Annotated in this window: 20 protein-coding genes and 1 tRNA gene; 13 read left to right on the top strand and 8 right to left on the bottom strand. The window is 70.7% G+C overall.

Annotated elements, in window-relative coordinates; genetic code table 11:
- Window positions 1–82: 82 nt before the first annotated feature.
- Genes ASD48_RS08105 through ASD48_RS08095 form a run of 3 tightly spaced genes read left to right on the top strand, consistent with a single transcriptional unit; the run spans window position 83 to window position 2,749 of the window.
- Entirely contained in the window at window positions 83–1,411 is a 1,329-nt protein-coding gene (locus tag ASD48_RS08105) for a replication initiator (protein WP_242432556.1), read from the top strand.
- Window positions 1,404–1,616, top strand: a complete 213-nt coding sequence (locus ASD48_RS08100; RefSeq protein WP_057600676.1) for an excisionase family DNA-binding protein — start codon at window positions 1,404–1,406, stop codon at window positions 1,614–1,616. Before ASD48_RS08105 ends, ASD48_RS08100 begins: the two co-directional genes overlap by 8 nt.
- The gene (locus ASD48_RS08095) at window positions 1,616–2,749 is read left to right on the top strand and encodes a site-specific integrase (protein ID WP_057600675.1); all 1,134 of its coding nucleotides are present in this window, start codon (window positions 1,616–1,618) and stop codon (window positions 2,747–2,749) included. The genes ASD48_RS08100 and ASD48_RS08095 overlap by 1 nt, the downstream gene beginning before the upstream one ends.
- 105 nt (window positions 2,750–2,854) lie before the next feature.
- Here the strand turns inward: ASD48_RS08095 and ASD48_RS08090 are convergent.
- The 3 genes from ASD48_RS08090 to ASD48_RS08080 form a co-directional block, all read right to left on the bottom strand.
- A tRNA-Arg gene (locus ASD48_RS08090) sits at window positions 2,855–2,927 on the bottom strand.
- Between the two features lie 63 nt (window positions 2,928–2,990).
- Window positions 2,991–4,607, bottom strand: a complete 1,617-nt coding sequence (locus ASD48_RS08085) for a helix-turn-helix domain-containing protein (protein ID WP_057600674.1) — start codon at window positions 4,605–4,607, stop codon at window positions 2,991–2,993.
- A 347-nt stretch (window positions 4,608–4,954) separates the two neighbouring features.
- Window positions 4,955–6,280, bottom strand: coding sequence for a M6 family metalloprotease domain-containing protein (locus tag ASD48_RS08080; RefSeq protein ID WP_057600673.1), 1,326 nt, complete (start codon window positions 6,278–6,280; stop codon window positions 4,955–4,957).
- Window positions 6,281–6,750: 470 nt separating this feature from the next.
- Between ASD48_RS08080 and ASD48_RS08075 the strand changes: the two genes are divergently transcribed.
- Entirely contained in the window at window positions 6,751–7,398 is a 648-nt protein-coding gene (locus ASD48_RS08075; RefSeq protein ID WP_199875667.1) for a TetR/AcrR family transcriptional regulator, read from the top strand.
- Window positions 7,399–7,654: 256 nt separating this feature from the next.
- Window positions 7,655–9,193, top strand: coding sequence for an MFS transporter (locus ASD48_RS08070; RefSeq protein WP_057600672.1), 1,539 nt, complete (start codon window positions 7,655–7,657; stop codon window positions 9,191–9,193).
- Window positions 9,194–9,206: 13 nt separating this feature from the next.
- On the opposite strand, the gene ASD48_RS08065 is transcribed toward ASD48_RS08070, so the two are convergent.
- Window positions 9,207–9,716 (bottom strand): MarR family transcriptional regulator, encoded by a 510-nt coding sequence (locus tag ASD48_RS08065; protein WP_057601068.1) that lies wholly within the window; start codon window positions 9,714–9,716, stop codon window positions 9,207–9,209.
- A gap of 433 nt (window positions 9,717–10,149) precedes the next feature.
- Between ASD48_RS08065 and ASD48_RS08060 the strand changes: the two genes are divergently transcribed.
- Window positions 10,150–10,959 (top strand): class III extradiol ring-cleavage dioxygenase, encoded by an 810-nt coding sequence (locus ASD48_RS08060; RefSeq protein ID WP_199875665.1) that lies wholly within the window; start codon window positions 10,150–10,152, stop codon window positions 10,957–10,959.
- A gap of 161 nt (window positions 10,960–11,120) precedes the next feature.
- Here the strand turns inward: ASD48_RS08060 and ASD48_RS08055 are convergent, their stop codons facing one another.
- A complete protein-coding gene (locus tag ASD48_RS08055) occupies window positions 11,121–11,660 on the bottom strand; it encodes a GNAT family N-acetyltransferase (RefSeq protein ID WP_057600671.1) in 540 nt (179 codons plus the stop codon).
- 185 nt (window positions 11,661–11,845) lie between these two features.
- On the opposite strand from ASD48_RS08055, the gene ASD48_RS08050 reads away from it, so the two are divergent.
- Together ASD48_RS08050 and ASD48_RS08045 are read left to right on the top strand one after the other, a co-directional pair.
- Window positions 11,846–12,844 carry a sigma-70 family RNA polymerase sigma factor gene (locus ASD48_RS08050; RefSeq protein ID WP_057600670.1) on the top strand — a complete coding sequence of 333 codons (999 nt, stop codon included), beginning with the start codon at window positions 11,846–11,848 and terminating at the stop codon, window positions 12,842–12,844.
- Window positions 12,845–13,987: 1,143 nt separating this feature from the next.
- Window positions 13,988–14,827 carry a TetR family transcriptional regulator gene (locus ASD48_RS08045; RefSeq protein WP_057600669.1) on the top strand — a complete coding sequence of 280 codons (840 nt, stop codon included), beginning with the start codon at window positions 13,988–13,990 and terminating at the stop codon, window positions 14,825–14,827.
- 26 nt (window positions 14,828–14,853) lie between these two features.
- Here the strand turns inward: ASD48_RS08045 and ASD48_RS08040 are convergent, their stop codons facing one another.
- Entirely contained in the window at window positions 14,854–15,894 is a 1,041-nt protein-coding gene (locus tag ASD48_RS08040; RefSeq protein ID WP_199875663.1) for a YafY family protein, read from the bottom strand.
- A gap of 173 nt (window positions 15,895–16,067) precedes the next feature.
- Here ASD48_RS08040 and ASD48_RS08035 point away from each other — a divergent pair, with 173 nt between their 5' ends.
- From ASD48_RS08035 to ASD48_RS08015, 5 genes are all read left to right on the top strand, one after another.
- Complete coding sequence (locus ASD48_RS08035) at window positions 16,068–17,516, top strand: MFS transporter (protein WP_242432555.1); 1,449 nt, start codon at window positions 16,068–16,070, stop codon at window positions 17,514–17,516.
- A 219-nt stretch (window positions 17,517–17,735) separates the two neighbouring features.
- Window positions 17,736–18,497 carry a DeoR/GlpR family DNA-binding transcription regulator gene (locus ASD48_RS08030; RefSeq protein ID WP_054244058.1) on the top strand — a complete coding sequence of 254 codons (762 nt, stop codon included), beginning with the start codon at window positions 17,736–17,738 and terminating at the stop codon, window positions 18,495–18,497.
- Window positions 18,494–19,441, top strand: a complete 948-nt coding sequence (pfkB, locus tag ASD48_RS08025) for a 1-phosphofructokinase (protein WP_057600666.1) — start codon at window positions 18,494–18,496, stop codon at window positions 19,439–19,441. Before ASD48_RS08030 ends, pfkB begins: the two co-directional genes overlap by 4 nt.
- Window positions 19,442–19,976: 535 nt before the next feature.
- Window positions 19,977–22,124, top strand: a complete 2,148-nt coding sequence (locus ASD48_RS08020) for a fructose-specific PTS transporter subunit EIIC (RefSeq protein ID WP_057600665.1) — start codon at window positions 19,977–19,979, stop codon at window positions 22,122–22,124.
- Between the two features lie 280 nt (window positions 22,125–22,404).
- Window positions 22,405–22,695 carry a hypothetical protein gene (locus tag ASD48_RS08015; protein ID WP_057600664.1) on the top strand — a complete coding sequence of 97 codons (291 nt, stop codon included), beginning with the start codon at window positions 22,405–22,407 and terminating at the stop codon, window positions 22,693–22,695.
- Window positions 22,696–22,724: 29 nt separating this feature from the next.
- On the opposite strand, the gene ASD48_RS08010 is transcribed toward ASD48_RS08015, so the two are convergent.
- Both ASD48_RS08010 and ASD48_RS08005 read right to left on the bottom strand, forming a co-directional pair.
- Entirely contained in the window at window positions 22,725–23,471 is a 747-nt protein-coding gene (locus ASD48_RS08010; protein ID WP_057600663.1) for a DUF6227 family protein, read from the bottom strand.
- Window positions 23,472–23,648: 177 nt separating this feature from the next.
- On the bottom strand, window positions 23,649–24,875 hold the full coding sequence (locus ASD48_RS08005) for an Ig-like domain-containing protein (RefSeq protein WP_057600662.1): 1,227 nt from the start codon (window positions 24,873–24,875) through the stop codon (window positions 23,649–23,651).
- Between the last annotated feature and the right edge of the window lie 109 nt (window positions 24,876–24,984).

Genomic DNA, 24,984 nt, shown 5'->3' with positions numbered 1-24,984 from the left:
CACAGCCACGTACCCGCCGCCCCGGCGGCCCACTCCTCCCGAAGTGCCCGTCAGAAGGAGAACCGTCATCTTCGCCCGCGCCATCCCGCCCCCTCTCCCGGAACTCAGCAACCTCGCCGCAGGCGGCACCCTGCCCGGTATCCTCCGCCAGCTCTCCGGCCTCGGCGGCTGCACCCACCCCATTCGCCTCGACGGCCACCGCACCGAATACGACGTGGACACCGCCACCGGCGAGATCGGCCGTATCCTCCACCACCTCGACTCGGGCGACCTCCCGGCCGGCCAACTCCTCGTCCGCTGCAACAACCGCCGCACGACCCGCTGCCCGGCCTGCTCCGAGGTCTACCGCCGCGACACCTTCCAACTGATCACCGCAGGCCTGCGCGGCGGCAAGGGCACCCCGGAACACGTCGCCACGCACCCCCGCGTCTTCGCCACCTTCACCGCCCCCGGCTTCGGCCCGGTCCACAACCGCCGCACCGACGGACGCCCCTGCCGCTGCGGCACCCAGCACGACCAGGAGGACGAGCAACTCGGCACCCCGCTCAACCCGGACACCTACGACTACGAAGCCGCCGTCCTCTGGAACGCGCACGCCGGTCCCCTCTGGCGCCGCTTCTCGATCTACCTGCGCCGAGAGGTCGCCAAGCGTGCGGGCCTGTCACAGCGGGAGCTACGCGACTACGCCCGCGTTTCCTTCGCCAAGGTCGCCGAATACCAGAAGCGCGGCGCGGTCCACTTCCACGCGGTCATACGCATCGACGGCCCGACCGGCGGGGACACCCCACCCCCGGCCTGGGCAACCGCCGAGTTGCTGACCGACGCCATCGGCGCTGCCGCGTCCAAGGTCCGTGTCGACGGCCCGACCATCGACGGCCGCACCCACGAGTTCGTCTTCGGCCGCCAACTCGACGTCCGCACCATCCGATCCGCCGACTTCAACGACGGCCAGGAGCTCACCGAACGCGCTGTCGCCGCCTACATCGCCAAGTACGCAACCAAGGGCGCGGAGACGGCAATGGGAGCTCTCGACCGGCCGCTGAAGTTCGTCGCCGAACTCGCCCAGCTCGACATCAGCGAGCACGCGCGCCGCCTCATCCGAACAGCCTGGGCTCTGGGGGCCCGTAAGGACCTTGAACACCTTCGCCTGCGGGCCTGGGCTCACATGCTCGGCTTCCGCGGCCACTTCTCCACCAAGTCCCGCCGCTACTCCACCACCCTCGGCGCACTCCGCGACGCTCGCGCCGAATGGCGACGAGCCCAAGCCGCCACCCCCGACACCGGGCCCGAGACGACGTACGTCCTCGCGCACTGGGTCTTCGCTGGCACCGGCCTCTCCGACGCCGAAGCCTGGCTCGCCGCATCTCTCGAACCCGCCCCCGGAACGGAAGGAGAACCCACTCGTGGCTGACCGCTACCTCACCGTGGCGCAGGTGGCCGAACTTCTCGGCACCTCGGAGCGCTTCCCGCGCCGTCTGATCGCCGAACGACGCATCGCATTCGTCAAGGTTGGCCGCCACGTACGTATCCCCGAACGGGAGCTGAGCGCATTCATCGACGCCAACACAGTGCAGCCGATCGGCCACCGGCGAGGCTCGCTGCGGAGGGTTGCCTGATGGCCAACAAGAAGGGTCAGCGCAGAAGCTTCGGCTCGGTCCGACAGCTCAAGTCCGGTCGCTGGCAGGTTCGCTACCGCGACCCCGAGACGGGGCAACTTCGTCCGGCCGAGACGACGTATGCGACCAAGAGCGACGCCCAAGTCGCGCTCACCCACATCGAGGCCGACATCACGCGCGGCCAGTGGTCGGACCCGGACGCCGGGGCGGTGAACTTCGCGGAGTTCGCCACGGCATGGCTGCGGGACCGGAAGCTTGCCGACCGCACCCGTGAGCGGTCTGAGTCCGTCATGCGGCTGCACATCCTGCCCACCTTCGGAGCCGGGACCGTGGCTGACGTGACGACGGCTCGTGTGCGTAGCTGGAGGGGGAAGCTCCTCGCGGCCGGCGTTGGTGAGCCGACGGTGGTCAAGGCGTACCAACTGCTGCGGGCCCTGATGAACACGGCCGTGGACGACGAACTGATCCGGCGCAACCCGTGCCGTATCAAGGGCGCCGATCGCTACGACGTGCCCGAGCGGCCGATCCTGTCGGCTGCCGAGGTCTTCGCCGTCGCCGACTCCATCGCGCCGCGCTACCGGCTGCTCGTCCTCCTGGCCGCGTTCACCACTCTGCGGTTCGGCGAACTGGCCGCCCTCCGCCGTCGGGACGTCGACTTGGAGAGGCTGACCGTCAGCGTCCGTCGGTCTCAAGCCGAGTTGCAGGACGGCCGGCTCTTCGACAAAGCGCCGAAGTCCGCCGCCGGCGTTCGTGCCGTCTCGTTCCCCGCCGAGCTGCTCGACGACGTGACACGCCACCTGGATCACTTCGCCGCGTCTGGCCGCGACGGGCATGTCTTCGTCGGTCCGCAGGGCGGCCAGCTCCGGCGGAGCAACTTCCGCGACGACTGGGTGTCGGCCAGGAAGGCCGCGGGGGTCACGTCGGAACTCCACTTTCACGATCTCCGCCACACCGGCAACACGCTGGCCTCGACTGCCGGTGCCAGCACCCGTGAGTTGATGACCCGCATGGGCCACAGCAGCTCACGCGCCGCGCTGATCTACCAGCACATGACCAGCGACCGTGACCGGGCCATCGCTGATCGGCTCGGAGCGATGATCCGTGAGGGTGGGGGAGAGGCCGTCTCGGACTAGAGGATCCGGCCTCCACACAGCCGTAGTGGCACGCGTGTGGCACGACCCCGAACACGACGAAGGGCCAGCCTGGGAGGAAACCCTCCTGAGCTGGCCCTTTCTCTGTGCCCCCGGCAGGATTCGAACCTGCGACACCCGCTTTAGGAGAGCGGTGCTCTATCCCCTGAGCTACGAAGGCGGGATGGTGGCCCTGTGGGTCACTGGCGTCAGCGTACCGGATTCGGGTTGGCGGGTGTGGGGGTCAGGTCAGGGGGACGTGGGTGAAGCGGGCGGCTGTGTGGAGGTCTGTCTCGATGTGGGAGGCGGTGGAGAGCAGGGCCGGGAGGATGTCGTGGACGCACTCCTCGGCCGTGCGGCGGGCGACGTGACTCGCCGCGTTCAGGGCGGCGATCACCCGGCCGTTCCGGTCGCGGACCGGGACCGCGATCGCGCGTACGCCCTGTTCCAGTTCCTCGTCGACCAGGGTGTAGGAGCCGGAGCCCGCCGCCGTGGGTCCGGCGAGCAGGAGGCGGCCCAGTGAGGTGGAGGGGGCCGGGAGCCGTGTGCCCACGGCGATGTCCACGCTCATGACGTGCCGCGCGGTCGACCGGGCCGTGTACTGGATCTCGTCGCCCCGCTCGGTCAGGACTGCCAGGGAGGTCGTCTCCTGGATGGCGTCCGTCAGCGTCGCCAGGTGGGGGGTCGCGATCCGGGGGAGGGACGTGCGGGATAGGGGCGGGAAGCCGAGGGAGAGGACCTGGGGGGTGAGCGCGAACGCGCGGTGGGGGGTGGGGGTCACCAGGCCCAGGTGTTCGTAGGTGATCAGGGCGCGGCGGGCCGTCGCCCTCGCCAGGCCGGTCGCTTTCGCGACCTCCGTGAGGGTCAGCTCCGCCCGGCCCTCGTCGAACGCCGCCAGGACCGTCAGGCCCCGGGCGAGGGACTCGATGAACTCGCGGCCCAGTTCCTGCTTCGACGCGCCCGTCCAGGTCGCCAGTCCCGCGGGGGGCGGACCCGGCTCGGGCTGCGGTGCCCGGCGCAGGTCCTCCTCCATCGCCGCCACGGCCAGACGAAGGCGGGGGAGGAGCGTCTCGCGCAGGTCCGCCGACGTGTGCCGGCTCGTATGGCTGACGACGCTCGCCACGCACGCGATCCGGGCGGTGCGCGGATCCCGTACGGGGACGGAGACGGCCACCAGGCCCGGTTCGATCAACTGGTCGTCCAGGGCGCAGTTCTCCGCCGCCGCCCGCGCGGTCCTCCGCGTGAAGTCCTCGTCGCTCCAGGCACCCTGCGGGGGCGCCGGCACGGTCGGGAAGTCGCGGTTCTGCGGATCCCTCGTCCGGCGGGCGCGCCAGGCCTGCCACTCCTCGTCCGTCCACTCGGTCGCGAACAGCTGGCCGGGCGCGGTGCGTTCGGCCGGGAGCAGGTCGCCGATGCGGAAACTCAGGGACATCGCGCGGCGGCGCGTCGCCTGGTGGATGAAGCGGATGCCGTCGCCGTCGGCGACCGCCAGGGAAACGGACTCGTCCAGTTCGTCGGCGAGGCGGTCCGCGCGCGTGGACAGCAGTGCGGGCAGGCGCAGCGCGGCCAGGTAGGCGTTGCCGAGTTCCATGACGTGGGGGGTCAGGACCGCGTCCCGGCCGTCGAGACGGACGTATCCCATGCGGGTCAGGGTCGCGGTGATGCGGTCGACCGTGGAGCGGGCGAGGCCGGTGGTCCGTTCCAGGGCGCTCAGGCTCATCGTGCCGCCCGCCTCGGTCAGCTGCCGCAACACGGCGACCCCCCGGATCAGCGGCGAGACCGCCTCCGCCGGCGCCTGCCCTACCTCCGGGTTCGGGACCGGAGCCGGGACCGGGGCGGATGCGGTCGTCTTCGCGGACATGGCTGCTCGGTTCTCCGATACGGCGGCGGAACTGACGGTGGCGGGGTGCGGTGCGTGGTGTGCGGTGGGTTGTGTGCGATGTGGTGCGGTGCGTGCGTGGTGTTCGGCGGCGGGTGTGCGGTGGCGGTCCGTGTCGGGCGGAGTGCCTGCACGCGCGCGTGTACGTGCGTGCGAGCGTGCGTGTAGGTAGGTAGGTGCGTGCGTGGCTGTGTGGTTGTACGGCGTCGCGGCAGGCCTACGGTAGCCCCGGTCGGCCTGCGGACCGCACGCCCCCGCCCGGCCGACCGCCCCTACACCCCCCGCGTCCCGCGTCCCGCGCCTCTCAGGTCCGTCTCTCCTCCGGTCGGCTACCCACGGCTCACCCGTACGCGGTAGTCGCCCTTCAGGTCCGCTCCCACCACCGAGATGCGGATGTCCCTCTTGGGGTCCTCGAAGGTCTCGCCCGGTGCGAAGGGGGCGTCGGAGAGTTCCGCGTGGACGTTGGGGCTGCGGGTGCAGCCGCCGCTGTCGGTGTGGGAGTCGTAGACCGTGACCGGGCCCATGCCGGTGTCCACGTCCGCGTCGACCTTGTAGATGAGGACGCCCGGGCGGCACACCGTCTCGTCGTTGCCGCCGCGGGCGCGCAGTTCGACGGCGTACCCGGTGCGGTCGCTGAGCGGGACGAAGACCAGCTTCGGGCCGGCCGTGCGGGAGAGGGGGGTCAGGGGGTATTCCGTCGTGCCCGGTGCGGCCGCGCAGGAGATCTGGGAAGCGTCCAGCCAGCCCAGTTTCCACTTGTGCCAGCCGAGCAGATCGTTGTTGGCGCCCCAGTCCTCGCTCATGATGTCCCAGTGGCCGACGGCGCCCCCGCCCTCCTGGGTGTACAGGTCGGGCAGGCCGAAGACATGGCCGTTCTCGTGGGGGAGGACGCGATAGCCGGTGCGGTCGTAGGAGCCTGAGCCGTCGTCCTGGCGGGAGTAGACGAAAGACGCGTTCGCCACGGTGACCCCGTCGGCGACCGGGGCCTCGGCGTTGCCGGCGAAGGTCACCGAGAGGACCGTGTCGAGGGCGGAGGGGCCCGCGTTCGGGGTGACCAGCACGTTCAGGAGGTCGTACGAGCGGAAGTCCACCGTCGGGTCGGCGGAGGCCACGATGTCCTGGACGAGTTCGCGGTAGCCGGGGTCGAAGGGCGCGCCACGCTCTATGCCGTACTCGCGGAACGGCTTGGGCATGCGCAGCCAGCGCCGGATCGGCGTCTCGGCGCGGTAGTCGAGGCGGCCGTAGGAGGCCGTGCGGAACCATTCCTCGGTCTGCGGGAAGAACTCGCGGTAGCGGCTCAGGGCGCTGCCCCGGCCGGGCGCGTCGGAGAAGTCGATCATCAGGGTGAGGGCGCGGACGGTGCCGGTGGAGCGGGAGTAGCCGCCCGGCGTGGGCAGGCCCTCGGACATCTGGACGGTGGTGCGGCCGCTGATCATGCAGGGGGCGAGGGCGGAGGAACGGGCCAGGGAGACGGGGCCCGCGCCGGCCGTCGTCGCACCGGGGGCCGGCGACAGGTGCCCGGATCCGGCCGACGTGCTGACCGCGAGCGTCAGCACGGAGACGGAGGCGAGGGCGGCGACGCGGCGCGTGCGTATCCGACGGCGGAGTGGCTCGCCTGCGCGGGCCGGGGTGGTGCGCAGGGGCTGCGGCTGCATGCAGGGGCCTTTCGCTCCAGGCAGCCACCGATCACCGGCTGCACCCTTTCGATCACCCTCCGACGGGGTGCACGCGGGCGCGCGCTGGAGGAGACCGATCGTGGATTACCGATCGGTACGGCCGCGGCGGTCCCGCTCGGGCGCACACATCCCCTGGTCACGCCCTGAAGGGCCCCTGGATGTCCCCTGGAGGTATCGCTGCTCCCGGCGCTTCCCTGCCACCCCGGGTTCGGCCGTGCGGCCCGTCTTCGTTCGCTCCGGCCAGGGCGTGATCCAGGTCACACCAAGAAAGTTCTGGGTTTGGGAAATAACCGGGGACGCCATCCCCGTTTAGCCATGTGTCCGAGCGAAACGGGGAGTCGATCCCCGGATCGTCTTCGGTCGCGAAACATCCGAAACATCCGAGACAGCCGAGACGTTCGAGACATTCGATTCGTCCGAAACATCAGACACGTCAGAAGGAGTGCGCCGTGCAGACCGCGACCGCTACCCCCACCGTGCGCAAGGTGACCCGGCCCCGTGCCGACGCTCTGCGCAACCGGGAGCGGATCGTCACCGCCGCCCGCGAGATGTTCGTCGAGTTCGGTGCCGATGTGCCGCTCGACGAGATCGCCCGCCGGGCCGGCGTCGGCAATGCCACGGTGTACCGCAACTTCCCCGACCGTGACGCGCTGGTGCGCGAGGTCGTCTGCTCGGTGCTGGACCGCATGGTCCAGGCCGGACAGGTCGCCCTCGCCGAGAGCGACGCGTTCGGGGCGCTGGAACGGTTCGTGCACGCCTCCGCCGAGGAGCGGCTCAGCGCGCTGTGCCCGATGATCTCCAGCACCTTCGACGAGCACCACCCCGACCTCGAAGCCGCGCGCGAACGGGTCGAGCGGATCATCGGTGAAGTCATGGACCGTGCGAAGGCGGCCGGGCAGCTCAGGCCCGACGTCGGCGTGGGAGACGTGATGATCGCGGTGGCCCAGCTCAGCCGGCCCCCGGCCGGTACCGGTTGCCTGAACGCCGACCGCTTCGTCCATCGCCACCTGCAGGTGTTCCTGGACGGACTGCGGGCCCCGGCCCCCTCCGTCCTGCCGGGTTCGGCCGTGACCCTGGAGGATCTGCGCCAGTCCTGAACGAGCGGTGCGCGGAACCGCGCAGCAGTCGTCATCACCCTCACCGGTGGTCACCGGTTCCGGTGATCCTGGTGGCCTCGGTCGCCCTCACGTGCCGACGGTGACCTTCGGTGACCGTCGTTGAACCTCACAAGTCGTCACGCCCACCACGCCCAGCACGCACCCATCACGCCAGAGCGCAACGGTCCGTCAGAGCCGACGAGCCGCCCTTTACCTCACTTCTTTTCCGTCACGAAGTCCCGAAGCGGGTATTCCCATGTCTGAAACAGCCCTGAAGGCCCCCGGTAAGACGGGTGGTCCGGACGCCAACCGCTGGAAAGCGCTGGCGTTCATCGCCCTCGCCCAGCTGATGGTCGTCCTCGACGCCACCATCGTGAACATCGCGATGCCCTCCGCCCAGCAGGACCTGGGCATCTCCGACGGCAACCGGCAGTGGATCGTCACCGCCTACGCCCTCGCTTTCGGCGGTCTGCTGCTCTTCGGCGGCCGCATAGCCGACCTGTGGGGCCGCAAGCGCGCCTTCGTCGTCGGTCTGGGCGGCTTCGCCGCGGCCTCCGCGCTCGGTGGCGCCGCCGCCAACGAGGCGATGATGTTCGGTGCCCGCGCCCTGCAGGGTGCGTTCGGCGCCCTGCTCGCGCCCGCCGCGCTCTCCCTGCTCGCCGTGATGTTCACGGACGCCAAGGAGCGCGCCAAGGCCTTCGGCATCTACGGCGCGATCGCCGGTGGTGGCGGCGCCGTCGGCCTCATCCTCGGCGGTTTCCTCACCGAGTACCTGGACTGGCGCTGGACGTTCTTCGTGAACATCCCGTTCGCGATCATCGCCGCGGCCGGCGCCTACTTCGTCATCCGTGAGCCCGAGGGCGGCCGCAACCGCTCCGCTCTCGACATCCCGGGCGTCATCCTGTCCACCCTCGGCCTGGTCTCCCTGGTCTACGGCTTCACCCGCGCCGAGTCCGAGGGCTGGAGCGACTCCGTGACGATCGGCATGTTCGTCGCGTCCGCCGTGCTGCTGGCCGCCTTCGTGATCGTCGAGTCGAAGGTCAAGGCCCCGCTGCTGCCGCTGCGCGTGATCACCGAGCGCAACCGTGGCGGGATCTACCTCTCCCTCGGTCTCGCGATCATCTCGATGTTCGGTCTGTTCCTCTTCCTGACCTACTACCTGCAGATCGTGAAGGGCTACACGCCGGTCAAGACCGGTTTCGCCTTCCTTCCGATGATCGCGGGCATGATCACCGGCTCCACCCAGATCGGCACCCGTCTGATGACCCGGGTCGCCCCGCGTCTGCTGATGGGTCCCGGCTTCCTGGTCGCCGCCCTCGGCATGCTGCTGCTGACCCGGCTGGAGATCGACACCTCGTACGCGGCCGTGCTGATGCCGGCGATGCTGCTGCTCGGCCTCGGTATGGGTACGGCGTTCATGCCGGCCATGTCCCTGGCCACGTACGGCATCGAGCCGCGTGACGCCGGTGTCGCCTCCGCGATGGTCAACACCTCGCAGCAGGTGGGCGGCGCGATCGGCACCGCCCTGCTGAACACGATCGCCGCGTCCGCGACGACCTCGTACATCAAGGACCACGTCGCCGGCGCCACCTCCAAGCCCCAGCAGCAGCTGGTGCAGCTGGAGGGCATGGTGCACGGCTACACCAGCGCCATCTGGTTCGCCGTCGGCATCCTGGTCGCCGCCGCCGCCATCGCCCTGACCCTCGTCAACGCCGGCAAGCCGGACATGGGCGCGGTCGCGGGCTCGGGAGCGGAGGACGGCGAGGACGCCGCGGTGCCGGTGATGGTCCACTGACCCGGCTGGGGATTTAGCGGAGCCAGGGCAGGTCCGCACCCGCTTCATCGGGCTGAAGTCCCTCGGCGACGATCTGCATGATCTCGCCGAGGGACTTCTGCTGTTCGGGGGTGAGCCGGTCGAACACCGCGTGGCGAACGACGGCGACATGGCCCGGCGCGGCGCGCTTCAGCACCTCCAGGCCCTCGTCGGTCAGTACGGCGAACTGGCCGCGCTTGTCCGAGTCGCACTCCTCGCGGCGCACCCAGCCGTTCTTCTCCAGCCGGGCGATGGCGTGGGAGAGGCGGGAGCGGGTGATCTTCGCGTACTTGGCCAGCTCGGTCATCCGCAGGCGCCGGTGGGTGGACTCGGCGAGCTTGACGAGGAGGCCGTAGTAGATGTGCGGCATGCCCGCTTCACGCTGGAGCTGGCGATCCATGTGATCTTCGAGGAGGGTCGTGGCGTGCACGTAGGAGCGCCAGATGAGCTGCTCCTCGGCGGTGAGCCACCGGGGCTCGGCAGCGGATGCGGGTGCCTTCGTCATGTACTCCACTGTAGACGTCTGCTCCTTGAAATTTAAACCAATCGGGAATATGCTGAGCGATGTTGACGTTTTAGATTTCAATCAAGTGTCACGAGGCACTCGGAGCCGGGCACTCGGAGCCGACGGTGTTCGAGCCTGCGGTGTTTCGAGCCGGCGGTGTTCCGAGCCGGAAGTGTTCGCAGCGAGATGCGCTCGGTGCCGGAGGCGTTCGACGCCAGAAGTGATCGGTGTCGGAAGCGTTCGGTGTCGGAAGTGGCCGGTACCGGAAACGGTCGGCGCCGGAAGCGGTCGGTGTCGCGAGTGTGCAGTGGTGAGTGCCACGAGTGCGTGAGCGCTACGAGTGCGTGAGCGCCACGAGTGCTCGGTGGCAGAAGCGTCCGAAGCTGGATGTATCCCGAAGTCAGGGGCCGAGGTCCCGGAAGGAGCAGTCGCCATGTCCGCCGCATCCCAGGAGCGTGCCGTCCCCCAGGAGCGCATGCCCGCGCTCTACCTCAGCCATGGCGCGCCGCCCCTCGCGGACGACCCGATCTGGCCCGGCGAACTGGCCGCCTGGTCCGCCGACCTGCCCCGCCCCAAGGCGATCCTGATGGTCTCCGCCCACTGGGAGGAGGCCCCCCTCGCCCTCGGTGCCGTCGACCCGGTCCCTCTCGTCTACGACTTCTGGGGCTTCCCCGAGCACTACTACCAGGTGAAGTACGGCGCCCCCGGCGCACCCGAGCTCGCCGAGAGCGTACGGAAGCTGCTGCGCGCCCCCGGTGTCCCCGTGCAGGACATCCCCGACCGAGGCCTCGACCATGGCGCCTACGTGCCGCTCGTCGAGATGTTCCCGGCCGCCGACATCCCGGTCCTCCAGATCTCCATGCCGACCCTCGACCCCGTGAAGCTGATGGAGATCGGCCGCAAGCTCGCGCCGCTGCGCGACGAGGGCGTCCTGATCGTCGGCTCCGGCTTCTTCACCCACAACCTGGCCGCGCTGCGCCACACCGGCGGGGGAGTGCCGACCTGGTCCTCGGAGTTCGACGACTGGGGCCGGAACGCCCTGGAGACCCGCGACTGGGACGGCCTGCTGGACTTCCTCCACAAGGCCCCGGCCGGCCGGTACGCCCACCCGCGCACCGAGCACTTCGCCCCGCTCTTCGTGACCATGGGCGCGGCGGAGATGTCCGGCGAGCTGGACGCGCAGAAGTCCGTGATCGACGGGTTCTGGATGGGGATGGCGAAGCGCTCCGTGCAGTTCGGCTGACACGCCTGCCGGGGCTCCGGGCCGCCGGGGCTCCGGGCCTGCGGGCTTCCGGCCCCCGGGCCCTCGGGCCTCCGACCGACCCCCGGGTCCCCGGGTCCCAGGCGTGGCCGGGATTCCCTGCAGGGCCGGGGATGCGTCCGGAGGCAGGGCTCGGTCCGGGGTCAGAGCTCCTTCTCGTACCAGGCCACGTCCCAGTAGCGGCCGAACTTGCGGCCCACCTCGCGGTACGTGCCGACGTGCCGGAAACCGAAGCGTTCGTGCAGCCGCGCGGACGCTTCGTTCGGTTGCGCGATGCCCGCGTAGGCGCGGTGCAGGTCCTCGCCGGCCAGCGCGTCGAAGAGCGCCTGGTAGAGGAGCGTGCCGATGCCGCGCCGGGCGGCGTGCGGAGCGACGTAGACCGTCACCTCCACGGAGGTGGAGTAGGCCGCCTTCGGCCGGTAAGCGCTGGATGTGGCGTAACCCAGGATTTCCTGTGAGATCCCCTGGGTGCCCTGTGAGTCCGTTTCCGTGGCAACCATCAGGCGGTGCGGCCCGTCTTCAGGGTGGGAGAGCAGCCAAGGACGGCGCTCTTCCGCAGTGAACGCCACGGTGTCGAACGTGATGGGCGTCTCACGTACGTAGTGGTTGTAGAGGCTCGTGAGGGCTTCGAGGTCACCCTCGACTCCCGGCCTGACCTGCACCTCTGTACGTTCCGACAACATCGCGCCTCCTCGGTGGCCGGACAGGGTACTGCAAGATCATAAAAATCGGGGTGCGGGTTGGGAATTCTGTCCTGATTCCAGTCGTTGTTTCCATCAGATGCAGGGCACCCGAGGAGAGTCCGAGTCCGAAGAGCGCCTGGTGTCTGAAGGGCCACCCGCTGAACCTCCATCGCAAGGGAGCACGCATGGCAACCCGTGCCGTCGCCCGTCGCAAGTCCGCCAACGGCGAGACGACCGACGCGGCCCGCAGTGTTCGCGCCCATGGCGGCGAGATCGCCGACCGCGACCTGGTCGGCATGTACCTCGACGAAATCGCGCGCACACCTCTGCTCGACGCCGCCAAGGAAGTCGAGTTGTCACAGATCATCGAGGCGGGCGTCTTCGCCCAGCAGGTCCTCGACGGCGACGAGGAGTCCCGCTCCGTCGCCACGCGCGAAGAGCTCGAGACACTGGTCGCCGAGAGCGAGCGGGCCAAGGATGTCTTCATCCGCTCCAACCTCCGGCTGGTCGTCGCGGTGGCCCGCCGCTACCCCCGCAGCGGTCTCCCGCTCCTCGACCTCATCCAGGAGGGCAACGCGGGTCTGGTCCGCGCGGTCGAGAAGTTCGACTACCGCAAGGGCTTCAAGTTCTCGACGTACGCGACCTGGTGGATCCGTCAGGCCATCACCCGCTCGATAGCGGACCAGTCGCGCACGATCCGCCTGCCCGTCCACCTGGTGGAGGAGCTCGGCCGGATCCGCCGTGTCCAGCGCGAGTTCAACCGCGAGAACGGCCGTGACCCGGAGCCCGCCGAGATCGCGACCGAGCTCGGTTCCACGCCGGCGCGTGTCACGGACGTCCTGGACTGGGCCCGCGACCCGGTCTCGCTGAACATGGCGGTCGACGACCAGGGTGAGACCCAGTTCGGCGACCTGCTGGAGGACACGTCCGCGGTCTCGCCGGAGCAGTCCGTCATGACCCTGCTGCGCAGCGAGGAGCTGGACGGCCTGATCGACCGTCTCGAGCCGCGCACGGCTTCCATCATCAAGATGCGGTACGGGATCGACGACGGCCGCGAGCGCACCCTGACCGAGGTCGGCAAGGAACACGGCCTGACGAGGGAACGCATCCGGCAGATCGAGAAGCACGCCCTGCTGGAACTGAAGAAGCTGGCCCGCGACACGGGCTTCGAGGCAGCGGCGTAGGTCGCCTGAACCTCCGCCGACCGACCGGAGCGTGACGCTCCGTCGGGCGGCGCGGGGCCTCGGCCTTCCGATGGTCGACCGACGGTGGATCGCCGCTGGTCGCGCTCGCCGGTCGATCGCTCCTGGTCGTCGGCCGCTGGTCGGTGGCCGATCGGGGTCCGTGCCGAGGGCGGGCGCTTGGGCGCTTGAAATGGGACGCGGGCGGGACTTCGCCCGCGTGCCGGCCCGACTCGTGAGGGCTTGCGAGGGCGGGGTGCCGTCGGTGTGGGCGACTGCTGCCGGCCGTCAGCTGGGTCGGTGGGCGACAGCGGGGCAGTGGGGTCAGGTCCATCACCCCATCGGAAGCCGGGGGTTGGCCGACGAGAGGCACGGCGTGCGGTCATTCGACCGACGTGCGGCGAGCCTCTCGTGCACATCGAGTGCCTGTCGCGCATGCAGTGCCGCACATGCGGTGCCGCAGATGCGGGGCGGCCCATGAAGTGCCTGGCGGTGGCTGAAGTCGGCCTTTTCGCCGAGTTGTTGCGGAGATCGAGTCGGAATCGCCGCTGGGCTCGCGGCCGGACGGGCGCCTGCGTCACGGCCCGGAGGTGCGGCTAATGGGCTTGAGGCGCCTGGTGGTTCCGGGTTCCCGCCCGCGTGCGCCGGGTGGTGGACAGCCGCGCAAACATGGCGGAGGAACGCCGCTTCAATGACGAGAAGCGCGGGAACAAGACTCCTGGGCACGGGAGTCCTAGTCGGCGCAGGAGTTCGGGCCGACCGGACCTCGCAGCCTTTCCGAGATCCTCGCCGCACGTGATCCCCACAACACATGAGCCAAGTCCCGACGCACATCCCCCCGGCGCCGGGACTTTCCCCGAGCCGGGCTTCGGCGCCTCTCCCCCCAGGCGCCGGGGCCCGGCTCCTCTTCGTACCCGGGCCGTCCGGCTTCCGGTCCGGGCGGGGGATTGCGGACGCACATGCCCGCCGGGCATATGACACGGCGGACGGGCACGCTGAGAGGGCGGGGCACCCCGTACCTGAACCACGGGGTGGCCCGCCCGAATGGCAGATTGTGCCACATGGGCATAGCCTGCCGACGTGATCAGCTCGACCCCCCACCCCGCTTCGGCTTCGCTGACCGAGCGGCGCAAAGCGGCGACCCGTATGGAGATCGCCCGTGCGGCGGCAGGCCTCTTCGTCAGCCGGGGTCTGAAGGCCACCCGCGCCGAGGACATCGCCCTGGCCGCCGGTATCGCCCCGCGCACCTTCTACCGGTATTTCGCGACCAAGGAGGAGGCCGTCGCCCCGCTCTACGCGGCGGGCGCGCAGCGCTGGGCGGAGGCGGTACGCGCCGCCCCGGCCGAACTGACCGTCGCGGAAGCCCTGGAGCACGCGGTACGGCACACCCTCGTCCCCGGCCGTGGAGTGTCGGCGGCGTCCTGGGAATGGGTCCGCACCCTGATCAGACTCGCCGGAACCAGCCCCGCCCTGGGCAAGGTCTGGGCGGAGGTCTGCCACAGCTCGGAGGCGACGCTCGCGCAGGTACTGGCGGAGCGGACGACGGCGTCGCCCCGTATACCCGCCTCCGAGAGCACTACCGAGGCCGCTTCCGCCGCTTCCACTGCTGCTGACGCCGCTGAAGTCGTTTCCGGCGCCGCTGCCGACGCCCCTTCCGCCCGGGAGCCATCCTCGGCCCCCACCCCTGCCTCCGCCCCTACATCAGCCTCTGATCTGACAGCCACCCCCACCCCCACACCTACGCCCCCGGCCGCGGCGCCCCCCACCCCCACCCCCACCCCCGCGCCCGCCTCCGACAACGTTGCCTCGCCCTATCAGCGCTTCACCGCGGCGGTGGCCGGGGCCGCGGTGCGGGTCGCGGTGGAAAGCTGGGCGGTGACCGACCTGCCTCCCATCGGCCGACAGGGCCCGGCAGAGCTGGCGTTGCGCAATCTGCGGGCCTTGCGCGGGTTCGCGTGGGAAGAGAGCCCGGCGGAGGAGCCCTAGCCCGCGTCCGCCGGGCCTGCCGCGTCCTATGCGCCTGCCGATTCCTCCGAGCCTTCCGATTCCTCCGAGCCTTCCGTGCCCGCCGATCGGCTCAACCGTCCGCCCAACTCCCTCACGCACCGGACCAGTTCGGGCGGTCCCTGGACCGAGAACTCGCAGCCCAGCGCCGCCAGTCGCATCGCCACCCACTCGACCGGGTGGTTGGTCGTCCCCCGCAGCCGGCATCCGCTCCCGCCGCCGGTGCCCGTCGTCGTGGCAGGGTTCGCGACCGGCGTTCCCAGCCACGTCGGCAGGCGGGTCGTCACGAACTCCGCGGGTGCCTCGAAGGTGACGTCGAGTTCGTAGTCGTAGGCGTCCGGGCGGAGTTGGATGGACCGACGAAGGTATTCCGCCGCGCTCCCCGTCGGCAGCTCGCGCGGAGTGAAGCGGGCCCCGGTCGCGAACGGGTCCTCGACCCGGTCCACCCGGAAGGTCCGCCAGTCCTCGCGGTCGAGGTCGTACGCCACGAGGTACCACCGCCGGCCCGTGGACACGAGCCGGTAGGGCTCGGTCAGACGGCGCGACTCCGTGCCGTCCTTCGTGCGGTAGGCGAACCGCAGCCGCTCCTGCCCGGCCACCGCCGAGGCGATGACGGTCAGCGTCTCGGGTGCGATGCGCGCGCCGTCCCCGCTGGTCAGCGGTGTGGTCGCGGCCTGGAGGGTGGAGACGCGGTGACGCAGCCGGGCCGGCAGCACCTGCTCCAGCTTGGCCAGCGCCCGTACGGACGCCTCGTCGACGCCCTCCAGCGCGTGACCCGCGCCCGCCCGCAGCCCGACGGCGATCGCCACCGCCTCCTCGTCGTCGAGCACCAGCGGCGGCATGGCCTTGCCCGCGACCAGCCGGTACCCACCGTCCGAGCCCAGGGTCGCCTGCACCGGATACCCCAGCTCACGCAGCCGGTCGATGTCCCGTCGGACCGTGCGGCGGGAGACCCCGAGCCGGTCGGCGAGCTCGCCGCCGGGCCATTCGCGGGGCGTCTGGAGGAGGGAGAGGAGCTGGAGCAGCCGAGCCGGAGTGTCCGTCGTCATGCATCCGAGGATGCCGTAGAACTAGGACACGATCTGACCTATTGCGGTCCTACTGTCCCACCATGACCTCCACGGAGACCTCCCTCGAGACCTCGCCCGAGTCCTCGTCCGACCCTCGAACGGCCCAGGCGCCGCCGGGTGACCGCCGTCGCTGGCTCGCGCTCGCCATCGTGATGACCGCGGCCTTCATGGACCTCGTCGACGTCACGATCGTCAACATCGCCATCCCCTCCATCCGGCAGGACGCGGGCGCCTCCTGGAGCCAGATCCAGTGGATCACCGCCGGTTACGCGCTCGCCTTCGCCGCCGGGCTCATCACCGGCGGCCGGCTCGGCGACATCCACGGCCGCAAGCGGCTGTTCCTCCTCGGCATCGGCGGCTTCACCCTCGCCTCCGCGTTGTGCGGTTTCGCCGCGAACCCGGAGATGCTGGTGGCCTCCCGCATCCTGCAGGGAGCCATGGCGGCGATGATGGTGCCGCAGGTGCTGTCGATCGTGCACGCCACCTTCCCGGCGCACGAGCGGGGGAAGGTCTTCGGACTCTTCGGCGCGATCGTCGGACTGGGCGCCGTCTCCGGGCCGCTGCTCGGCGCGCTGCTGACCGAGTGGAACCTCTTCGGTCTGGAGTGGCGGCCGATCTTCCTCATCAACCTGCCCGTCGGCATCGCGGGACTGATCCTCGGCAGCCGCTTCATCACGGAGTCCAAGGCGCCGAAGGCGCTGAAGCTGGACCTCGTCGGCGTCGTCCTGGTCACCCTCGGCCTGCTCATGCTGCTCTACCCGCTCACCCGCGGCCGCGAGCTGGACTGGCCGGTGTGGGGGTTCGTGTCGATGGCCGGCTCGATCGGTGTCTTCGGGGCGCTGGTGGCGTACGAGCGGCGCAAGGGCGCGCGGGACGGCTCGCCGCTGATCGAGCTCTCCCTCTTCCGGGTGCGCAGCTTCGCGGCGGGCGTCGCGGTGCAGACCGTCTTCGGCGTCGGCCTCGGCGTGTTCTTCCTGGTCTGGACGCTGTACATGCAGACCGGCCTGGGCTGGAGCCCGCTGCGGGCGGGTCTGACCGGGGTCCCGTTCTCGCTCGCCGTCTCGACGGCCGCCGGGCTGTCCGTGCAGAAGCTGGTCCCCCGCTTCGGGCGCAAGGTGCTGCAGACGGGCGCCCTGACCATGGCCGCCGGAGTACTTCTCTACATCTGGGAGTCCGAGCGTTACGGCCTCGGGATCGCCCCGTGGCAGATGGCGCTTCCGCTGGTCGTGATGGGCGTCGGCATGGGGCTGATCGTCGCCCCGCTGACGGACGCGGTGCTGTCGGACGTGCCGCGTGAGCACGCCGGTTCGGCGTCCGGGCTGATCAACACGGTCCAGCAGATGGGCAACGCGCTCGGGCTCGGTCTGGTCGCGGTCGTCTTCTTCGGTCGGATCGGCGACCGGCTGACCCCGGCCGAGATGGGACCCGCCTTCGTGAACGCCTTCGAGCACGCGCTCGGCTGGGTGGCCCTGGTGATGTTCGCGATCTTCCTGCTGATGTTCGCCCTGCCGAAGCGGCCGGCCCAGCACGTGGAGGGCGGCGTCGAGGACACCCCGGAGGCGGCCCCCTCCGGGGACCGGGAGCGCGAGCTCGTCGCCTGAGCGGACGTTCCCGCGCGAGGGGCCCGTCACCCGACAGGTGGCGGGCCTCTTACGTGTGTCCGTGGCGTGTGTTCCGGGACAGTCCGAAACAGAGAGCGGAAGTCCGTTCATGCCCGAATCACGCCCGAACCTGTTTACTTTCCGGAAATCCGGGCGTAGCCTCCGAGGCGAAACCACAGGTTCGGGCATAAACCTGGTAACGGCCGGAGGGAAACGGACATGTACGCACCGGAGCGGCAGCAGGAGATCCTGCGGCTCGCCCGTGACGGCGGCCGGGTGGACGTCCTGTCGCTGGCCGAGGAGTTCCAGGTCACGGCGGAGACGATCCGCCGCGATCTGAAGGCCCTCGACCGGGCCGGCCTGGTGCGCCGTGTCCACGGCGGTGCCATACCGGCCGGACGCCTCGACTTCGAACCGGACCTCGCCGAACGCGAAGGCACCTCCGCCGACGAGAAGGACCGCATCGCCAAGGCGGCCCTCACGGAACTGCCCACCGAGGGCACGGTGATCCTCGACGCCGGCACCACGGTCGCCCGCCTGGCCGCCGCCCTCCCCCTGGAGGCCGAGCTCACCGTCGTCACGCACAGCCTGCCCATCGCGGCCCGCCTTGCGGACCACCCTGGCATGCAACTGCACCTCGTCGGGGGGCGCGTACGGCACCGTACGCGCGCCGCCGTGGACGCGTGGGCGCTGCGGGCGTACGGCGAGATCCGCGCCGACGTCCTGTTCGTCGCCGCCAACGGGTTCTCCGCCGAGCACGGTCTGACCACCCCCGACCTCGCCGAGGCCGCGGTGAAGCGGGCGGCCGTCGCCGCCGCGCGCCGCGTGGTGCTGCTCGCCGACTCCGCCAAGCACGGCCAGGAGCACTTCGCCCGCTTCGGCGACCTCAGCGACGTCGACCTGCTGATCACCGACAGCGGGCTGAGCCCCGACGACGCGGCCGCCATCGAGCGCGGCGGCACGGAAGTAGTACGCGCATGATCCTCACCGTCACCCCCAACCCGTCCCTGGACCGCACCTACGAGGTCCCGTCCCTCGACCGCGGCGAGGTCATCCGCGCCACCGGTGAGCGGATGGACCCGGGAGGCAAGGGCGTGAACGTCTCGCGCGCCGTGGCGGCCGCAGGACGGCGCACCGTCGCCGTCCTGCCCCTGGGGGGTGCGCCGGGCGCGCTCGTCGCCGACCTGCTCGACGCGCAGGGCATCGAGGTCGCGCCGGTCCCGGTCACCGGAGCCACCCGCTCGAACATCGCCCTCGCGGAGTCCGACGGCGTCCTGACGAAGATCAACGCACCCGGGCCCGAGCTGTCCCCGGAGGAGCAGGAACTGCTCCTGGAGACGGTCCGTGAGCAGTCCCGCGACGCCGACTGGATCGCCTGCTGCGGCAGCCTGCCCCGCGGGCTCGCGCCCTCCTGGTACGCCGAGGTGGTCGCCCGAGCGCACGCCGGGGGAGCGCGCATCGCTCTGGACACCTCCGGGCGTGCGCTCCTGGAAGCGCTGCGGGAGCGGCCCGACGTGGTGAAGCCGAACGCCGAGGAGCTCGCGGAGGCCGTCGGGCGCCCCCTGGCCACCGTCGGCGACGCGGTGAAGGCGGCCGAGGAACTGCGCGAAATGGGCGCCCGTGCCGTGCTCGCGAGCCTGGGCGCCGACGGACAACTGCTCGTCGAGGCCACGGGCACCTGGTTCGCGAGCGCCCGCGTCGACGTCGTACGCAGCAACGTGGGCGCGGGCGACTCCTCCCTCGCCGGCTTCCTCGTCGCAGGCGGGAGCGGCCCCGCTGCGCTAGCCTCCGCCGTCGCGCACGGAGCGGCGGCCGTCCAGCTGCCCGGCAGCGTGATGCCGACCCCGGACGACCTGGACCCGGCTGCGGTGACGGTCACGGCGCAGGTGCCGGTGGACCGTGAACTGAAGGAGCCGGTGTCATGACGACGAGCCCCACGGTGTCCCTGGTGACGAGGGCTTCTACGGTTTCCGTGGTGAGGCGGACCTCCGCGGTTTCCGTGCTGAGGCGGACTTGTGCGGTTTCCGTGCTGAGGCGGACTTGTGCGCAGTCCGCCCTGACCGGGACTCCTGCGCGGTTTGGGCTGACGAGGACTCTCACGCGGTCCGCGCTGACGAGGACTCCCGCGCAGTCCGTGCCGGCGACGACCGTGGCGTCCTCGTCCTCCGTGCCGACGACGGCTCCCGCGTGTCCCGCGCGGTCCGGCGAACCGGTCGTCGAGAGGCGAAGTTCCTCGTTACTCGCCGTTCGACATGGTCGGCGGGTGCGCCCGAGGCGGCCTGCCGATCAGGGGAGGCATGGCCCGAACCCGCCTGCCACCCCGCGGAGGCGGGGCTTCCCCGGCCCCGCCTCCGCCCCCCTCACCTCCCCTCAATGCACCGCCGCAGCAACCCCCGTCCCCGTCCCCACCCTCGCCCACCACCCCACGCCCCGGGCGATACGCGTGCGAAGGAGCCCGCGATGAGCGACATGATCACCGCGGACCTGGTCGATCTCGACCTGTCCGTCGAAACAAAGGAAGCGGCGGCGCGATCCCTCGCCGAGCGTATGGTCGCCCTGGGCCGGGTGACCGACCTGGAGGGCTTCCTCGCCGATGTGGCCGCCCGTGAGGCCCAGATGCCCACCGGCCTCGACGGAGGCATCGGCATCCCGCACTGTCGCAGCGCCCACGTCACCGAACCGACGCTCGCCTTCGGACGCAGCGCCACCGGTATCGACTTCGGCGCCCCCGACGGCCCCGCCGACCTGATCTTCCTGATCGCCGCCCCCGCCGGCGCGGACGACGCCCACCTGACGATCCTGTCGTCGCTCGCCCGGCAGCTGATGAACGCCGAGTTCACCGACGCGCTGCGCTCGGCCGGCGACGCGGCGGGCGCGGCGGCGCTGATCCGCGGCGACGCGGCCCCGAGCGCCGACGCCCCGGTCGCTGAGCCCCCGGCCACCGACACCCCGGCCACCGACGCCCCGGCCACCGACGCCCCGGCCACCGACGCCCCGGCCACCGAAACCGTTGGCGCCACCCCAGACTCCGTGTCGGCGTCGGCGGCGGCCTCCGCCGACGCCGACACGGCCACCCGCGCGAACACGGACGCCGAGGCCGCGCCTCCCTTCCGGATCGTCGCCGTCACCTCCTGCCCGACCGGCATCGCCCACACCTACATGGCGGCCGAGTCCCTGGAGAAGGCGGGCCGCGAGGCGGGCGTCGAACTGGTCGTCGAGACGCAGGGCTCGGCCGGCTTCACCCGGCTCGACCCGGCCGTCATCGCAGCGGCGGACGGCGTGATCTTCGCCCACGACGTCCCCGTACGCGAGAAGGACCGCTTCGCCGGCAAGCCCACAGTGGACGTCGGCGTGAAGGCGGGCATCAACCGGCCCGCCGCACTCATCACCGAGGTGCGCGGGAAGGCGGCGCGCGGCGAGGTGAGCGCGTCGGCCAAGGGCGGGACACCGGTCGAGCGGACCGGCGAGTCCGGCGACAGCTACGGCACCAAGCTGCGCAAGTGGCTGATGACGGGCGTCAGCTACATGGTCCCGTTCGTCGCCGCCGGCGGTCTGCTGATCGCTCTCGGCTTCGCGATCGGCGGCTGGGAGATCAACAAGGCGCCCTCGGTCATGGAGCACTTCTCCTGGACCCAGGTCGACAGCTGGGGTGCTCTGCTGTTCCAGATCGGCGGGGTCGCCTTCGGCTTCCTCATCCCGGTCCTGGCCGGCTACATCGCCTACGGCATGGCGGACCGGCCCGGTCTCGTGCCCGGCTTCGTCGGCGGCATGATCGCCTCCAACATCGCCGCCGGATTCCTCGGCGGCCTGGTCGCCGGTCTGCTGGCGGGCGGCATCGTCCTCGCGATCCAGCGGATCAAGATCCCGCCGGTGCTGCGCGGCATCATGCCGGTGGTGGTGATCCCGCTGATCTCCTCGCTGGTCGTCGGCTTCCTGATGTTCGTCGTGATCGGCAAGCCCATCGCCGAGGCCCAGAAGGCCATGACCGACTGGTTGGCCGGCCTCTCCGGCACCAACGCCGTCCTGCTGGGCGTGCTGCTCGGCCTGATGATGTGCTTCGACCTCGGCGGCCCCGTCAACAAGGTCGCGTACGCCTTCGCCACGGCCGGCATCGCCGTCCAGGATCCCAGCGACTCCGCGATGAAGATCATGGCAGCCGTGATGGCCGCGGGCATGGTCCCGCCGCTGGGCATGGCGCTCGCGACCACCGTCCGCAAGAAGCTCTTCACCCCGACCGAGCGCGAGAACGGCAAGGCCGCCTGGGTCCTGGGCGCCTCGTTCATCTCCGAGGGCGCGATCCCGTTCGCCGCGGCCGACCCGCTGCGCGTCATCCCGGCCTCGATGGCGGGCGGCGCGGTCACCGGCGCCCTGTCGATGGCCTTCGGCACCACGCTCCGCGCCCCGCACGGCGGCATCTTCGTGGTCCCGCTGATCGGCAACCCGTTCCTGTACCTGGTCGCCATCGCGGCGGGCGTGTGCGTGACGACGGCGGTGGTCGTCCTCCTCAAGGGCCTGCGCACGCCGGCCCCCGGCGCCGTCGAGCCCGGTACGGCGGAGGAATCCGCCGCCGCCACCGCGACGGAGGCGAAGCAGCCGGTGGCCGCCTAGCCTGTGACGGCCGCGGCCGACTCCGGCCGCGGCCTCCCGCCACGGGTTGAGGCCGCCTGTCGCGGGCTTGAGACCGCCTGTCACGGGTGAGAGTTGCCTGCCGCACGGCGAAGCCGCCTGCGGCAGGTTGCGGCTACCGGTGACCATCTGCGGTGATTCATGGATCTCCGCACCGAACAGGCCTAACGCGCGGTCTGAGTGATCTGCGTGATGTGTGTGGCATGCGAGATACGTCACGGTCCGGGACACAGGTCCCGGACCGTGGTGTCTACTGGTCGGTATGCCCGTGCACCTAACGTTCCCTCAGCTGGCGGTCCTGACGGTTCTCGCCGTTGCGTCCATCGCCTGGCTGATCTTCGTGACCCGCATCCTGCGGCGCAGCCGCTCAGGCCGCGAGGCCCGCACCGTGCTCCCCGCCCCGCCGGTGCCGCCCGTCCTGCCGGTGCTTCCCGTCCTGCCCGCCCTTCCGCGCCAACGGCAGTCCGGTCCCGGCCGTGAGACCGTCGAACTGACCGCGGCCGAGCGGGACGCCTTCGCCGGCCTCGTACGACAGCTCGGCGGGGGCCGCTGACCCGACGGCCCCCAGGGCCGCCGAACGGCTCAGGAGACCTGCGCCGCCCGCCGTTCCATCGCGTCCCGGGCCGCGGCCTCGGACACGTACACCTCGCACATGTGCCGGCCGTCGGGTGTCGCCGTGTGCTCGACCTCCCACAGGGAGATCTCCCGGCCGTCCGCCAGCAGGAACGCGTGCTCGTAGAGCGAGTAGCCCAGCCCGATCCTGCCCGCGCGGCAGGGGCGCCCGAAGGCCTGGGTGATCTGGTGCGCGAACGCCGACTTCAGCAGCGCGGCCGTGTCCGCGTCGGGCTGGTCGGGGTTCTCCGCGCGGCGCAGCAGTCTGCGCGCGTGATCCGCCGAGTCGTCCGGCACGTACACATGCCGGGGCCCGGGGATCGGCGACAGCTGTACCAGCACCGGCAGTTCGAAGTCCGGAGTGTCCGACGGCAGTGGCAGCCGGGCCGTGGCGGCCCGCAGCTCCTCCTCGTCGACGTACACCTCGTGCTGCGGCTCGCTGCCCGGCGCGGTGTTGTGGACGAGCTCCCACAGCGTGAGCGCGCAGCCGTCGGCCAGCAGCCAGGTGTGCCGGTACGTCTCCCGGTGCAGGCCCGCGCTGTGGTGCGCGGAGTGCAGGGAGCTGTCATGCGCGAGTGCGCAGTCGAGCCGCCGCAGTGCTTCGTCGGGCAGCTCGAACGAGTTCAGGGCGCGACCGAGCAGTCGCGCGAGGTGCTCCTCCGGAGACTCGGGCGACTCGGCTGGTTCGTACGCTGTTGTCTCGTACGGAACGCTCAAGGTTTCTCCCGGCGTTGCTGCATGTCACCTTGTGGGTGCATACCGTAGCCCCTCGGTCGGACATCATGTCCGGGAACCGAGAAAACGTACGCCGTCAAAACGTCGGGGCCGCGCGAAAAATTCCCGCACGGCCCGACGGCCCATCAGAAATCGCCGGTCAGAGGGCATCTCCGGCGATCAGGAGGAGCTCCCCGCGGTCCACTCGGACCACGACAGGTTCCACCCGTTGAGCCCGTTGTCCGGCGACACCGTCTTGTCGGGCGAGTTCTTGACGATCACCACATCGCCGATCAGCGAGTTGTCGTAGAACCACTTGGCGGGCGTGTCACCCTGCGCGCCCTGCGCGTCCGCGAGCCCCACGCAGCCGTGGCTGGTGCCCGTGTTGCCGAAGGGTGGATTGCCCCTGTTGTACCAGTAGTTGCCGTGGATGAAGGTGCCGGACTGCGTCAGGCGCATCGCGTGCGGCACGTCCGGGATGTCGTACTCGCCGCCCAGGCCCACCGTCCGGCTGTTCATCCGGGTCTGCGTGAACTTCTCGGAGATCACCATCTGCCCGTTGTAGGTGGTGTGATCCGGGCTGCCCGACGAGATCGGAACCGACTTCAGGGTCTGTCCGTCCCGCACCACCGTCATGGTCTGCGTGTTGACGTCGACCGTGGACACCTGCGACCGCCCGACGGTGAAGGTGACCGTCTTCTTCTGCACCCCGAACACGCCGTTGGCGCCCTCGACCCCGTCCAGGTCGATCTTCATCGTCACCTTGGAGCCGGCCTTCCAGTACTCCTGGGGACGGAAGTCGAGCCGCTGCGCCCCGAACCAGTGCCCGACCACCTGCTGGCCGCTGCTGGAGGTCACCGTGATGTGCGACTGCACGGCCTTCGTGTCGCTGATGGCCTTGTCGAAGGTGAAGGACACCGGCATTCCGACGCCGACCGTGGTGCCGTTGTCCGGCGTGTACGTCCCTATGAAGCTGTTGGCCGAAGAGACGGTGGTGAAGATGGAGTTGGCGGCGGCGGTCTTGCCGTTCGCATCCTTCGCGGTCGCCGATATCTGGTACTTCGTCCCGCGCTCCAGCTGCTCCTTCGGCTTCCAGGTGCTGCCGTCGGCCGACAGGGAGCCTTCGACGGCCTGCCCCGACCCGGCCACCGTCATCTTCACCTCGGTGAGCCGGCCGTCGCTCACCTTCACGCCGGTCGCGTTGATGGACGCGCTCGTCGAACCGTCCTTCGCCGAGATGACGATCTTCGCCGTGGACGTCTTGACGCCGTTCTTGCCGCCCTTGGCGTCGCCGCCCTTGTCCTTGGCGTTGGCGCTGCCCCCGCAGGCGGTCAGGGTCAGGGCACCGACCACCAGGACGGCACAGGCTCCGACCGCGCGCCGCACCGCTATGTCCGCCGTTGTCACGGGCTGCTCCAGCTTCGTGTGATGTGAGTGATCCGCTCTGGTACGTGGAGAAGGAGGGATCCGGCGGCCGGTGGGGTTCCCTCCGGTCGCCGTTGGCACCATCACGTGA

It is taken from the genome of Streptomyces sp. Root1310, from assembly GCF_001426425.1.
Taxonomy (GTDB): domain Bacteria; phylum Actinomycetota; class Actinomycetes; order Streptomycetales; family Streptomycetaceae; genus Streptomyces.
Note: the sequence above shows the minus strand (reverse complement) of the source record. Positions and strands in the feature narration are given on the sequence as shown.

What these genes read in the sequence shown, in the direction of transcription:
- ASD48_RS08020 (WP_057600665.1), top strand. Translation starts at nt 19,977, where the DNA reads ATGAGCGACATGATCACCGCGGACCTGGTCGATCTCGACCTGTCCGTC.
- ASD48_RS08060 (WP_199875665.1), top strand. Translation starts at nt 10,150, where the DNA reads ATGTCCGCCGCATCCCAGGAGCGTGCCGTCCCCCAGGAGCGCATGCCC.
- ASD48_RS08045 (WP_057600669.1), top strand. Translation starts at nt 13,988, where the DNA reads ATGGAGATCGCCCGTGCGGCGGCAGGCCTCTTCGTCAGCCGGGGTCTG.
- ASD48_RS08095 (WP_057600675.1), top strand. Translation starts at nt 1,616, where the DNA reads ATGGCCAACAAGAAGGGTCAGCGCAGAAGCTTCGGCTCGGTCCGACAG.
- ASD48_RS08085 (WP_057600674.1), bottom strand. Translation starts at nt 4,607, where the DNA reads ATGTCCGCGAAGACGACCGCATCCGCCCCGGTCCCGGCTCCGGTCCCG.
- ASD48_RS08015 (WP_057600664.1), top strand. Translation starts at nt 22,405, where the DNA reads ATGCCCGTGCACCTAACGTTCCCTCAGCTGGCGGTCCTGACGGTTCTC.
- ASD48_RS08050 (WP_057600670.1), top strand. Translation starts at nt 11,846, where the DNA reads ATGGCAACCCGTGCCGTCGCCCGTCGCAAGTCCGCCAACGGCGAGACG.
- ASD48_RS08070 (WP_057600672.1), top strand. Translation starts at nt 7,655, where the DNA reads ATGTCTGAAACAGCCCTGAAGGCCCCCGGTAAGACGGGTGGTCCGGAC.
- ASD48_RS08080 (WP_057600673.1), bottom strand. Translation starts at nt 6,280, where the DNA reads ATGCAGCCGCAGCCCCTGCGCACCACCCCGGCCCGCGCAGGCGAGCCA.
- ASD48_RS08055 (WP_057600671.1), bottom strand. Translation starts at nt 11,660, where the DNA reads ATGTTGTCGGAACGTACAGAGGTGCAGGTCAGGCCGGGAGTCGAGGGT.
- ASD48_RS08040 (WP_199875663.1), bottom strand. Translation starts at nt 15,894, where the DNA reads ATGACGACGGACACTCCGGCTCGGCTGCTCCAGCTCCTCTCCCTCCTC.
- ASD48_RS08065 (WP_057601068.1), bottom strand. Translation starts at nt 9,716, where the DNA reads ATGACGAAGGCACCCGCATCCGCTGCCGAGCCCCGGTGGCTCACCGCC.
- ASD48_RS08035 (WP_242432555.1), top strand. Translation starts at nt 16,068, where the DNA reads ATGACCGCGGCCTTCATGGACCTCGTCGACGTCACGATCGTCAACATC.
- pfkB (WP_057600666.1), top strand. Translation starts at nt 18,494, where the DNA reads ATGATCCTCACCGTCACCCCCAACCCGTCCCTGGACCGCACCTACGAG.
- ASD48_RS08030 (WP_054244058.1), top strand. Translation starts at nt 17,736, where the DNA reads ATGTACGCACCGGAGCGGCAGCAGGAGATCCTGCGGCTCGCCCGTGAC.